This is a genomic window from Aeromonas sp. Marseille-Q7275 (genome assembly GCF_965119515.1).
This window is the reverse complement of the sequence record NZ_CBCPLW010000010.1, coordinates 158,511-170,262: the sequence shown is the minus strand read 5'-3', so window position 1 is coordinate 170,262 and position 11,752 is coordinate 158,511. Positions and strand designations below refer to the sequence as shown.

Annotated in this window: 10 protein-coding genes; 8 read left to right on the top strand and 2 right to left on the bottom strand. The window is 62.1% G+C overall.

What is annotated here, in order from left to right; translation table 11 throughout:
• The first annotated feature begins 256 nt into the window (after positions 1–256).
• From ACWPWQ_RS11735 to ACWPWQ_RS11725, 3 genes are all read left to right on the top strand, one after another.
• Positions 257–1,948, top strand: a complete 1,692-nt coding sequence (locus tag ACWPWQ_RS11735) for a LytS/YhcK type 5TM receptor domain-containing protein (RefSeq protein WP_454009840.1) — start codon at positions 257–259, stop codon at positions 1,946–1,948.
• Positions 1,945–2,649, top strand: a complete 705-nt coding sequence (gene btsR / locus ACWPWQ_RS11730; RefSeq protein ID WP_247626731.1) for a two-component system response regulator BtsR — start codon at positions 1,945–1,947, stop codon at positions 2,647–2,649. Before ACWPWQ_RS11735 ends, btsR begins: the two co-directional genes overlap by 4 nt.
• A 142-nt stretch (positions 2,650–2,791) precedes the next feature.
• Entirely contained in the window at positions 2,792–4,213 is a 1,422-nt protein-coding gene (locus ACWPWQ_RS11725) for a carbon starvation CstA family protein (RefSeq protein ID WP_454009839.1), read from the top strand.
• Positions 4,214–4,284: 71 nt separating this feature from the next.
• Here ACWPWQ_RS11725 and ACWPWQ_RS11720 read toward each other — a convergent pair whose 3' ends face one another.
• Entirely contained in the window at positions 4,285–5,913 is a 1,629-nt protein-coding gene (locus tag ACWPWQ_RS11720) for a mechanosensitive ion channel family protein (protein WP_454009838.1), read from the bottom strand.
• A gap of 224 nt (positions 5,914–6,137) precedes the next feature.
• Between ACWPWQ_RS11720 and ACWPWQ_RS11715 the strand changes: the two genes are divergently transcribed.
• The 5 genes from ACWPWQ_RS11715 to ACWPWQ_RS11695 all read left to right on the top strand — a co-directional run bounded on the left by ACWPWQ_RS11715 (position 6,138) and on the right by ACWPWQ_RS11695 (position 11,431).
• Positions 6,138–6,470: a DUF3302 domain-containing protein gene (locus ACWPWQ_RS11715; RefSeq protein WP_202045145.1), complete on the top strand. Its 333-nt coding sequence runs from the start codon at positions 6,138–6,140 to the stop codon at positions 6,468–6,470.
• Between the two features lie 10 nt (positions 6,471–6,480).
• The gene (locus ACWPWQ_RS11710) at positions 6,481–7,518 is read left to right on the top strand and encodes an HlyD family secretion protein (protein ID WP_454009837.1); all 1,038 of its coding nucleotides are present in this window, start codon (positions 6,481–6,483) and stop codon (positions 7,516–7,518) included.
• A 113-nt stretch (positions 7,519–7,631) separates the two neighbouring features.
• Entirely contained in the window at positions 7,632–9,392 is a 1,761-nt protein-coding gene (locus ACWPWQ_RS11705; RefSeq protein ID WP_454009836.1) for a DEAD/DEAH box helicase, read from the top strand.
• A gap of 92 nt (positions 9,393–9,484) precedes the next feature.
• Positions 9,485–10,918 carry a D-alanyl-D-alanine carboxypeptidase/D-alanyl-D-alanine endopeptidase gene (gene dacB, locus ACWPWQ_RS11700; RefSeq protein ID WP_454009835.1) on the top strand — a complete coding sequence of 478 codons (1,434 nt, stop codon included), beginning with the start codon at positions 9,485–9,487 and terminating at the stop codon, positions 10,916–10,918.
• Between the two features lie 255 nt (positions 10,919–11,173).
• A complete protein-coding gene (locus ACWPWQ_RS11695; RefSeq protein ID WP_202045141.1) occupies positions 11,174–11,431 on the top strand; it encodes a GrxA family glutaredoxin in 258 nt (85 codons plus the stop codon).
• Positions 11,432–11,490: 59 nt separating this feature from the next.
• Here the strand turns inward: ACWPWQ_RS11695 and ACWPWQ_RS11690 are convergent, their stop codons facing one another.
• Positions 11,491–11,700: a DUF1653 domain-containing protein gene (locus ACWPWQ_RS11690; RefSeq protein ID WP_265435935.1), complete on the bottom strand. Its 210-nt coding sequence runs from the start codon at positions 11,698–11,700 to the stop codon at positions 11,491–11,493.
• Positions 11,701–11,752: the final 52 nt, after the last annotated feature.

The window sequence follows — 11,752 nt, the reverse complement described above, 5'->3', positions numbered from 1 at the left end:
CCCAGCCGAAAGCCGGGCGGAGCATGCCACCTCCGTGTGGCGCACCCAGTGGGCACATTCATGCTCACTCCAGCAATATCAAGCCCCGCCCGGTTACACAAATATCAATTTAACGTGCTGATTTTATATGGTTTTATTTTTTCATTCTGGCAAACTGCCCCCGCCATCGGGCCGCGTCCTGCATCAGGACGGGATCTTGCTCACAGTACGCCCTGGTGGCGCTCTGACCCGGGATCACTCTTGAGGAAGGTTTTTTATGCAATTAGTCCTCTCCCTGCTCCAGCAGATGAGCGTCAGCCTGGTCATTGCCTACCTCTTCTCCAAGAGTCCCTTGCTGCGCCCCCTGGCCAACTACTCGGTCAGACTTCCGCACAAGATACTGATATACGTCATCTTCTCCTGCTTCTGCATACTGGGCACCTATGTGGGGCTGGACATAGACGACGCCATCGCCAATACCCGCGCCGTCGGCGCCGTGCTGGGAGGGCTGCTGGGAGGCCCCCTGGTGGGCTTTCTGGTAGGGCTGACCGGGGGACTGCATCGCTATACCCTGGGGGGCTTTACCGATCTCGCCTGCGCCATCTCCACCACCTGCGAGGGGCTGCTGGGGGGCCTGGTGCACTGGCGGCTGATGCGAACGAACCGGGTGGATGCCCTGTTCACTCCCCGGATTGCCTTCTTCACCACCCTCTACGCCGAGATCCTGCAGATGGTGATCATACTGCTGGTCGCCACCCCGTTCGATCAGGCCCTGCAGCTGGTGCGCACCATAGCCACCCCCATGATCCTCGCCAACTCCTGCGGGGCGGCGCTCTTCATCAGCATGATCCGCGACCAGCAGCGGATGTACGAGAAGTTCTCCCGGGTCTTCTCCGCCAAGGCGCTCACCATAGCCAACCGCACCCTGGGGATCATGGCCCAGGGCTTCACTCCGGAGGCGAGCCGCAAGATAGCCCACATAGTGCAGGAGGAGACCGGGGTCGGCGCCGTCGCCATCACGGACACCGACAAGATCCTCGCCTTCACCGGCACCGGGGAGGATCACCACAAGCCGGGCACCCCCATCACCTCCGCCATCACCCTGCAGGCCATAGCCCAAAACAAGGTGCTGTTTGCCGACGGCAACAGCCAGCCCTATCGCTGCAGCCTCTCCCCCCAGTGCCAGCTCGGCTCCGTGCTGGTGATCCCGCTGCAGGGAGACAGAGGAGTAATAGGCACCATCAAGCTCTACGAGCCCAAGAAGCGGCTCTTCCTCAAGATCAATCACACCCTGGGGGAAGGGATCGCCAACCTGTTGTCGCAACAGCTGCTGGCCGGCCGGCTGGAGCAGCAGCAGCGCCTGCTGGTGCAGTCCGAGCTCAAGCTGGTGCAGGCACAGATCAATCCCCATTTTCTGTTCAACACCCTCAATACCATCAGTGCCATCACCCGCCGTGATCCAGGCCGGGCGCGGGAGCTGCTGCTGCACCTCTCCCGCTTCTTTCGCAACAACCTCAAGCGTCAGAGCGGCTTGACCACGCTGCGGGAGGAGCAGGAGCACTGCCAGTCCTATCTGGAGATAGAGCAGGCTCGCTTTGGCGAGCGCCTGACCGTCATCAACGAGATACCGCCACACCTGGCCGACATGCAACTGCCAAGCTTCACCCTGCAGCCCCTCATCGAGAATGCCATCAAGCACGGGATCTGCTCCCTGCTGGAGCAGGGGCGGATCCGGCTCTTCGCCGAGGAGGGGCAAGAGAGTGTCACCCTCTGCGTGGAGGACAATGCCGGAGCCTGGCAGCCGGGCCCCCAGGGGGACGGCCTTGGCATGAGCATTGTGGACAGGCGGCTCAAGAGTGCCTTCGGCGAGCGCTTTGGCATCCAGGTGCAGTGTGAGCCGGAGCACTGGACCCGGGTCTCTTTCACCCTGCCCAGACAGCCGGATTCCCCTTCCAAGGAGATGACATGATCCGCACCCTGATAGTCGACGACGAACCCTATGCCCGCGAGGAGCTAGCCGAGCTGCTCGGCAGCGACCCCGACATCGAGATCCTCGGCTCGGCCGCCAATGCCATAGAGGCGCTCTCCCTCATTGCACGACTCAAGCCGGAGGTGGTGTTTCTCGACATCCAGATGCCCAAGCTCAGCGGCATGGAGCTGGTGGCCATGCTGGACCCCCTGCCCCGCATCGTCTTTGTCACGGCGTTTGATGACTATGCCATCCAGGCCTTCGAGGAGAACGCCTTCGACTACCTGCTCAAACCGGTGGAACCTGCCCGCCTCGCCAAGACGCTGGCGCGCCTCAAGCAGGATCTCAGCCCTCAGCCGGTGGCGGCGCTGACACCGGCCATTCGCCACATTCCCGGCTATCTGCACAACCGGGTGCGGCTGCTGCCCATAGAGCAGGTGGAGTATGCCTTCTCGGATCTCGGCGGGGTGCACGTCGCCTGCCAGGGGGAGCTGTTTCACACCCAGCTCACCTTGAAATCCCTGGAGGAGAAGACCCCGCTGCTGCGCTGCCACCGCCAGTACCTGGTGGCCCCGACCGCCATCTTCGAGATCCAGTTGCTGGAAAACCAGCTGGCCCAGATAGTCACCCCGAGCGGTGCCCGGGTGCCGGTCAGCCGACGCTATCTCAAGGAGCTGAAAGACGAGCTGGGGCTGGAATAAGGTCGCCCGCTGTGCGCCGGATCACAACGGGCGACCGCTCGGGTCGCCATGTCGCCGCTCACCCTCATTTACCTGCCGTTAACAGAAGCCCCCACCTAGACTGGCTGCGCACACCAAACAATAACAAAGCAGGAGCGTAGCAATGATCTGGTTCTTCCTCTGTGTCGGCTTACTTGTCGCCGGCTACTTCATCTATGGCAAATTCGTCGAGCGCATATTCGGGCCCAAACCCGAATTGAAGACCCCCGCCATCACCATGGCGGACGGGGTGGACTATGTCCCCATGTCGGACAAGAAGGTCTACCTGGTGCAACTGCTCAACATCGCCGGCGTCGGCCCCATCTTCGGCCCCATACTTGGTGCCCTCTATGGCCCGGTCGCCATGCTCTGGATAGTGTTCGGCTGCATCTTCGCCGGCGCGGTCCACGACTACTTCTCCGGCATGCTGTCGGTACGCGCCAAGGGTGCCTCGGTGCCAACCGTGGTGGGTGAGCATCTGGGCACCGCCGCCAAGCACTTCATGAACCTGTTTGCCGTGGTGCTGCTGATGCTGGTAGGTGTGGTCTTCGTGCTGAGCCCGGCGGGTCTGCTGGCCAACCTCACCTCCACCGATCTGGTCTACTGGATAGTGGCGATCTTCGCCTACTACATCCTCGCCACCATAGTCCCCATCGACAAGATCATCGGCCGCTTCTACCCCATCTTCGGCGCCCTGCTGGTGTTCATGTCGGTCGGCCTCATCATCGGCCTCATCGTCTCAGGCAAGGGCTTCTACAACACCGGGATGGATTTTTCCAACCTGCACCCGACCGAGCTGCCGCTCTGGCCGCTGCTGTTCATCACCATCGCCTGCGGCGCGGTATCGGGCTTCCACGCCACCCAGTCACCGCTGATGGCGCGCTGCATGCAGAACGAAAAATCCGGCCGCTTCATCTTCTACGGCGCCATGATAGGTGAAGGGATCATCGCCCTCATCTGGTGCACCCTGGGTCTCTCCTTCTACGACAGCACGGAGGCGCTCAACGCCACCATGGCCAACGGCGGCCCGGCGGCCGTGGTACACGAGGTCTCCACCAGCCTGCTCGGCACAGTGGGCGGCATCCTGGCCATCCTCGGCGTGGTGATCCTGCCCATCACCTCCGGTGACACCGCGTTTCGCAGCGCTCGCCTCATAGTGGCGGACTTCCTGAAGATGACCCAGAAGCCGCTGGCCAAGCGTCTGCTGATCGCCATCCCCATGTTCATCCTCGGTTTCATCATCTCCAAGGCCGAGTTCGGGGTGATCTGGCGCTACTTCGGCTGGGCCAACCAGACCACAGCCGTCATCATGCTGTGGGCCGCTGCCGCCTACCTCATCAAGGAGGGCAAGCTGCACTGGATCTGCACCATACCCGCCATCTTCATGACCGCCGTGGTGATCACCTACCTGGCCAACGCCCCCATCGGCTTCGGGCTGGCGATGAACGTCTCCACCATCATAGGCCTGGTGAGCACCGCCCTCATCACCCTGGCCTTCCTGGTGAAGTTCAGACCCTCCCAGCTGAGGGAAGCCAAGGAGGGCTGAGTCCCGAGACTGCATTTTCCCCATGACAAGAGGCCCGGCATTGCTGCCGGGCCTCTTCATTTTCCGGGGAGCTACCCTTTGCTGGTCGTCCCTGGCGCCTCGGCGGGCGCCTGGTACCAATGTTCCCTCGCCACCAGTACCGCCTGCTCCGGCTGGGCGATGAAGTTGGGGGACATGATCTGCACCCCGAACTCGTTGAACACGTCCTGGATATGGCCGTGAAGCTCGGTCTTGACCACGGCGGGGAGCAGGTCCGCCTTCATCCGTACCTGCAGCTCGTATTCCACATACCAGTCCTGCAGATTCAGCTGGCGCACCAGGGGCGGCTCGGACTGGTTGAGCAGGGTGCAGCGCCGAGCCGCCAGCTCCAGCATGGCGTGCACCTGACGCCAGGGCGCATCGTAGCCGATAGTCACCTTGGTCAGCAGTGCGACCCCCTTCTCCCCCGCCAGCCGCGTCAGGTTCACCACCTTGCCCCCCACCACCACGGCATTGGGCAGGGTCACCTCGTGATCCTGGCGGGTCACCAGCTTGGTGGAGAGGGCATTGAGCTCGCTCACCATCCCCTCAACTTCACCAATCTGCACCAGATCGCCGGGCCGCAGGGCGCGGGAGTAGATGAGCACCAGGCCGCTCATGGCATGGTTCATGATGCCCGCCGACCCCAGGGTCACCATGAGGCCGAAGAAGACGCTGATCCCCTTGAAGGCGTCGGAGTTGGCACCGGGCAGATAGGGGTAGGCCACGGTCAGGGCAAACAGCCAGATCACCACCGAGAGCAGCCGCCGGGTGGCCCCTATGGTCTCGGCATGCAGCCCCTGCACGCGAAACTGTCCCCGCTCGATGCGATCGAAGAGGATGGCCAGCATCCGGATGAAGAAGCGGGTGATGATGGCGATCAGCAGCACTGTCACCAGGCCCGGCATGGCCGCAATCATGCCCTCCAGCATGTCGCCGCACAGGGCAAACAGGGAGTCTCCCAGCCGCTCGCTCCAGGCACGGGTCTGGGGGAAGAGGCCAAGCACAAAGGTGAGCCAGCCATAGGTGAGCATGAAGACCAGCAACAGGGTCAGCAGGCCGAGCAAGCGGACTTCCACGTTGCCCGCCACCTGACGCCACTGGTGGGGGATCAATCCCTTCTGCAGCAGGAGGCGATTGGCGAGCCACTTCCTGAGCCGTCTATGTCCCCATTGCAGAACCCATATGAGGCCGAAGAAGGTCAGGCTGGCCAGGATCGCCATGCCGCTGGCCTTGACCAGATAGGGGGTAGAGTGCAGCTCAAGATACTTGAGCCGTACCTTGTCGAGCCGCTGGCGGACCCGCTCGCTCGCCTGATCCAGGCTCAGCTCGTCGAGGGCTTCCAGATCCCCCTCCACCAGCACCAGGATCCGCTTGCCATTGACCAGAAACTCCCGGCTGTCCTGCCCGAAGCGCCTGGCGCCCACCAGGGTCACCGGCTGTTCAAGGTCGGAGGCCTGCATCTGCTTGATCCGCTCCTGCACCAGCCGGACCCTGCCCGCCCCGTCCAGACTGCCAAACTTGGCCTGGAGCATGACGATGGGTTCATGGAGCAGCACCAGGGTCTGCGCCTGCTCCTGCACGGTCGGCTCCAGCCTGGGTTCGGCGGCCCATGCCATCGTGGTCTGGGCAAGCATGAGCAGCAGCCCCAGCCAGAGGTTCATCCTGTATCGCCTTTCCATCGCGCATCCTTTCTGTTACGAGACATACGAATCTCTTTCCTGCTTGATTTTATAGAAATAATTAGACGGTGCATGTTAAATAACCAACCGGTTAACCTAGCCTGTACTGACAAGCTAACTCCCCGATTGCACTCTTGCGATCTGCTAATATGCTGTCATCATGAGCCGATTATTGTGAATGCCAGGCTCCGGGTATGGCCTCGCGACTTAGATGGGAGAAATCGATGGTACTTGACTACATTGCCCTGGGAATATTGGTGTTCGTCGTCTTGATCATGTTCTATGGAGTCATCGTCATCCACGACATTCCGTATGAAATCGCCAAGCATCGCAATCACCCCCACCAGGATGCCATTCATGTGGCCGGCTGGGTCAGCCTGTTCACCCTGCACGTACTCTGGCCTTTCCTCTGGATCTGGGCCACGCTCTATCGCCCCGATCGCGGCTGGGGGTTCAGTCAGCGTCTTGAAAAAGACGAAGACGAAATCAACGCTCTCAAGCAGGAACTTGCCGCCCTGCAGGCCCGTATGACCACGCTCGAACAGACTGAAAAATAGGTAACCCTCCATGGATTTGCTACTTATTCTCACCTATACGGCCATCTGTGTAGGGATTTTCAAGATCTTCAAGATCCCGCTCAACAAGTGGACCGTACCGACCGCCGTGCTGGGTGGCGTCATCATCATAGGGGCCCTGATCACCCTGATGAACTACAACCACCCCTATGCCCAGACGGCCCGGAATTACTACGTTTCCACCCCCGTCGTGCCCCTGGTGAAGGGACGAGTGACCGAGGTCCCCGTCCAGCCCAACCAGGCAGTGAAGCAAGGCGACGTGCTGTTCAAGATAGATCCGGTGCGCTTCGAGCAGAAGGTCAACAGTCTGGCCGCACGTCTCACCGCCAGCAAGGAGAGCCTCAACTCCATCAACGCCAGGCTGCGCTCTGCGGTGCTTGACCGGGATCGGGCGAAAGAGCTGATGCGCCGTGGTATCGGCAAGCAGCGCGATCTGGATGTGACACAGGCCAACGTCGATGACATCACGGCGCAGATAGATCAGCAGAAGGCGGCCATCGACGATCTGCAGGCCCAACTGGGCGAAGCGCAGTACAACCTGGAGCAGACAGTGGTCTATGCCCCCTCGGATGGCTATGTGCTGCAAATGGCCCTGCGCCCCGGCATGGTGGCCACCCCCTACCTCTATCGCCCCGTGATGACCTTCGTTCACAAGGACGAGAACTTCTATGTGGGCTGGTTCTGGCAGAACAGCATGCAACGCCTCAAGGCGGGTGACGAAGCGGAAGTGGTCATCGATGGTGCCCCGGGCCGCATCTTCAAGGGCAAGGTCGAGGCCATCATCCCGGCCATGGCACCCGGCAACATACAGGCCAACGCCCCCTTGCTGGACCAGAACTCGGCGCAGCAACCGGGTCGCCTGCCGGTGCTCATCCGCATCACGGATCCGGACTGGGCCCAGTATCAGGTGATCGCCGGCTCCAGCGGCCAGGCCGCCATCTATACCGAATACATGCACCACGTGGCCATCATGCGCAAGATCCTGCTGCGCATGGGCAGCTGGCTCAACTACCTGTTCCCCTTCCACTAAGCACCTTGGTGGTACCTGCGGGCCGGCATCATGCCGGCCCGCTGTTTTTGTGGCCCCAAGATCCCTATAATGGCGCCATCCTGCGCCGCACCATGTCCACACGCCACGCCCTCATGTTCGTTCTCAGACCCTATCAAACCGACGCCGTCAACGCCGTGATCAGCCACTTTCGCAAGCACCCGGATCCCGCCGTGGTGGTGCTGCCCACAGGGGCGGGCAAGAGCCTGGTGATCGCCGAACTGGCCCGCAAGGCCCGCGGCCGGGTGCTGGTGCTGGCCCATGTCAAGGAGCTGGTGGAGCAGAACCACGCCAAGTACGAGGCCTGGGGACTCAAGGCCGACATCTTTGCCGCCGGGCTCGCACGCAAGGAGGCGAGCGCCCAGGTGGTGTTCGGCTCGGTGCAGTCGGTGGCGCGCAATCTGGATGCCTTCGACGGCGCCTTCTCGCTGCTCATCATCGACGAGTGTCACCGGGTCTCGCTCGATGACGACAGCCAGTACCATCAGGTGTTAGGCCACCTCAAGGCCGCCAATCCCGCCCTCAAGATCCTTGGCCTCACCGCCACGCCTTATCGGCTGGGGCTGGGCTGGATCTACCGGCGCCACTACCACGGCATGGTGAAGAGCCACGGGGAGCGGCTGTTCGGTGACTGCGTGTTCGAGCTGCCCCTGCGCTTCATGGTGAAAAACGGCTACCTGACGCCGCCGCGCATGATCGATGCCCCCATAGTCCATTACGACTTCAGCAAGCTGGTAGCGCGGGAGAACGGCCTTTTCAGCGAGGCGGATCTCAACGGCGAGCTCAAGCGCCAGCAGCGGGTCACCCCCCATATCCTGAACCAGGTGCTGGAGTATGCGGCCGAGCGCCAGGGGGTGATGATCTTCGCCGCCACCGTCGAGCACGCCCGGGAAATTCAAGGACTGCTGCTCGCCAAATCCCAGAGCGCGGCCCTCGTCACCGGCGAGACGCCGGGGCCGGAGCGCGACGCCCTCATCAACGCCTTCAAGGGGCGGGAGATCAAGTTTCTGGTCAACGTGGCGGTGCTCACCACCGGCTTCGATGCCCCCCACGTGGATCTCATCGTGATGCTGCGGCCGACAGAGTCGGTGTCGCTCTATCAGCAGATTGTGGGCAGGGGCCTGCGGCTCTCGCCGGGCAAGGAGGATTGCCTGGTGCTCGACTATGCCGGCAACAACTTCAACCTGTTTGCCCCCGAGGTGGGAGAGCCTCGCCCCCACGCCGGCACGGAGCCGGTGCAGGTGCCCTGCCCCGCCTGCGGTTTTGCCAACACCTTCTGGGGCAAGACAGACGAGGAGGGCAAGGTAGTCGAGCACTACGGCCGCCGCTGTCAGGGTCTGTTTGAAGATGACGAGGGCCACCGCGAGGAGTGCGACTACCGCTTTCGCGCCAAGATCTGTCCCGGTTGCGGCGCCGAAAACGACATCGCCGCCCGCCGCTGCCAGAGCTGCGATCAGCTGCTGGTAGATCCTGACGACAAGCTCAAGGAGGCGCTCAATCTCAAGGACTGCATGGTGATCCGCTGCGCGGGGCTGACCCTCACCGCAGGGTGCGGCAAACAGGGGGAGCGGCTGGAGGTGACCTATCACGATGAGGACGGCCTCACCCTGACGGAGTACTTCGCCTTTCACACCAGCGGTGCACGGCGCTTGTTTCAACAACGCTTTGTGCGTCATCATTGGCCCGCCCCGGGCCTGGAGCCCGAATTCACCACCATGGCGAGCGTGCTGGCTGCGCAAAGCCAGTTCCGTCACCCGGATTTCGTCATCGCCCGCAAGTCGGGGCGTTTCTGGCAGGTGAAGGAGAAAATTTTTGATTATGAAGGGCGGTACCGGACTGCCAACGCCTTTGCCTAGCCACGCCGTCTGGCGGGCAAATGACAGACACCAGGTTTGATTATCAGGGGCGCATCGCACTGCCGGCGCCCTTCGTTCAGTTAGAGGATCTTATGCAGCGGTTGTTGATTGGTTTTTGTGCTCTCTTTTCCCTGGTGGCCCAGGCCACCCCGCTGACCCCGCCCAAGGGGGGCCAGTACGCCGTCATCGTCCAGGGCAACAACGGGGTGGAGTTTGCCCGTCACGCCGACGACATGATAGCCCCCGCCTCCACCATGAAGGTGCTGACCGCCCTGGCCGCCCGCCTCGAGCTCGGCGCCGACTTCCGTTTCGCCACCGATATCCAGGCCCAGGCTGGCGCCAGGCAGGGCAACACCATCAACGGCGACATCTGGATCAACTTCGTCGGCGACCCCACGTTGTCGCGGATGGATCTGGTGGCCCTGTTCAAGCAGCTCGGGGTCACCCGCATTCAGGGCAATGTCTATGTCAACACCGGCGCCTACAACGGCTATGAGCGCGGCAATGGCTGGTCCTGGGGGGATCAGACCCTCTGCTTCGCGGCCCCCGTCTCCTCCGTCATCATCGACAAGAACTGTGCCTACGGCACCATCACCGCCACCCAGATTGGCAAACCCGCCACCGGCAACGTCGCCACCGGCGTCCCCATCGGCATAGGTGCCGACAACGTGGAGGTGATGAGCTATGGCGACATGGCGCGTCAGTTCTGCGCCCTGGAAGTGGACATGGCCAAGGGCAACTTCTACGAGCTCAAGGGCTGCATCACCCCGAACAAGGAGCCGCAGGGGCTGCGCTTCGCCATCCACGACGTGGAGGCCTGGGGCTGGGACAACATCCGCTGGGCCATGAACCGAGCCGGCATCAGCCACGACGGCCTGCTGCGTGTCACCCATCAGGCCCCTGTGGGTGCACAGACCCTGGCCACCCACTACTCCGTCTCCCTGCCGGTGATGCTCTCCAAGATGCTGAAGAAATCCGACAACCTCTACGCCGACACCTTCCTCAAAACCGTGGGTCGTCACTACTACAACAAGCCGGGCAGCTATCGCAGCGGCACCATGGCGGTGCGCGCCATCCTGACCAAGAACGGCATCGATCTGGGTAACGCCACCCTGGCCGACGGCTCCGGTCTCTCCGCCCACAATCTCATCAGCGCCCGCCAGATGCTGTCGGTGCTGAACTTCATCCAGAAAAATGATGCCCAGCTCGACTTCATCAAGCTGCTGCCGAGCTCACAGGTGGACGGCACCCTGGCCTGGCGACGCAGCGTCACCGCCCCCATGATGAAGAACAAGGTGCACGCCAAGACGGGCACCATCACCGGCACCTCCAACCTGGCTGGCTTCATCGACACCGCCGGTGGCCAGCGCAAGGCCTTCGTGATGTTCCAGCGCGGCCTCTCCCAGGATCCGGCGACCCACGAGCGCTATCGCGCCAGCAAGGCCGCCTGGCCCTGGACCGTCTTCGAGAAGGGGGTGCTGGAGAGCATCTATCAGCAGCAACCCATCCAGATTGCCGAGCAGTAAGGCTGGCTTGAGTGGCGTGGCGCGGAGCGCATCGCTCGGCAGCCACGAATCCAGAGTGCCGAGATTGCCGAGTTATCGGGCTGGAATAGTTCGCCGCCGCCAATCCAGAATGCCGCGCCAGGTGCCGACCCCTTTCCGGGGTGCAATCGAGCACGGCGAATGGGCGTATCGGAATTTTCAGCTTTGACTGGCCAGGAGCCGAGGCTATGCTGTCGCCAGCCTCGTCTCAACGGCCTTATCTAACGGAGAGAAAAGATGTTTGTAGAAATTTTTGGTCGCCCGGGTTGCCCCTATTGCGTTCGTGCCAAGCAGATTGCCGAGCAGCTGACCGAGGATCGCGATGACTTCGAGTTCCGCTATGTGGACATCAACGTCGCCGGGCTCACCAAGGACGATCTCGCCGCCAAGGCGGGCAAGCCCGTCACCACGGTGCCGCAGATCTTCCTGGACGAGCAGCACATCGGTGGTTGCACCGATTTCGAAGCCTATGCCAGAGCCAATCTGGGTCTGTAAGACAGATTACCAATGCAAAAGGCGCCTCAGGCGCCTTTTTTCATGTCGCTTTACCAGGCTCATGCCACCGGCGTGAAGCGGCTCACCACCTGCCCCTGATGCTCAATCCACTCCATGAACATGGCGACGGGGCGGGCATAGACCTGTCCATCCTGCTCGGATTGGTAGATAACCAGCTGTTCCTGGGTTTCGGTGTGCAGGGCCAGGGCAAGCACTTGGTAGTAACCCCCCTTGAAGTGGCGGTAGCGACCGGTGGCGGGTGCGTGCATGAAGAGCCTCGACGACAGGATGAAAGGACGCCCTGGGCTGCGCGCGCCCTTG

Excerpts from the sequence above, each read along its gene's own strand:
- ACWPWQ_RS11735 (WP_454009840.1), top strand. The coding sequence starts at position 257 with ATGCAATTAGTCCTCTCCCTGCTCCAGCAGATGAGCGTCAGCCTGGTC.
- btsR (WP_247626731.1), top strand. The coding sequence starts at position 1,945 with ATGATCCGCACCCTGATAGTCGACGACGAACCCTATGCCCGCGAGGAG.
- ACWPWQ_RS11725 (WP_454009839.1), top strand. The coding sequence starts at position 2,792 with ATGATCTGGTTCTTCCTCTGTGTCGGCTTACTTGTCGCCGGCTACTTC.
- ACWPWQ_RS11720 (WP_454009838.1), bottom strand. The coding sequence starts at position 5,913 with ATGGAAAGGCGATACAGGATGAACCTCTGGCTGGGGCTGCTGCTCATG.
- ACWPWQ_RS11715 (WP_202045145.1), top strand. The coding sequence starts at position 6,138 with ATGGTACTTGACTACATTGCCCTGGGAATATTGGTGTTCGTCGTCTTG.
- ACWPWQ_RS11710 (WP_454009837.1), top strand. The coding sequence starts at position 6,481 with ATGGATTTGCTACTTATTCTCACCTATACGGCCATCTGTGTAGGGATT.
- ACWPWQ_RS11705 (WP_454009836.1), top strand. The coding sequence starts at position 7,632 with ATGTTCGTTCTCAGACCCTATCAAACCGACGCCGTCAACGCCGTGATC.
- dacB (WP_454009835.1), top strand. The coding sequence starts at position 9,485 with ATGCAGCGGTTGTTGATTGGTTTTTGTGCTCTCTTTTCCCTGGTGGCC.
- ACWPWQ_RS11695 (WP_202045141.1), top strand. The coding sequence starts at position 11,174 with ATGTTTGTAGAAATTTTTGGTCGCCCGGGTTGCCCCTATTGCGTTCGT.
- ACWPWQ_RS11690 (WP_265435935.1), bottom strand. The coding sequence starts at position 11,700 with ATGCACGCACCCGCCACCGGTCGCTACCGCCACTTCAAGGGGGGTTAC.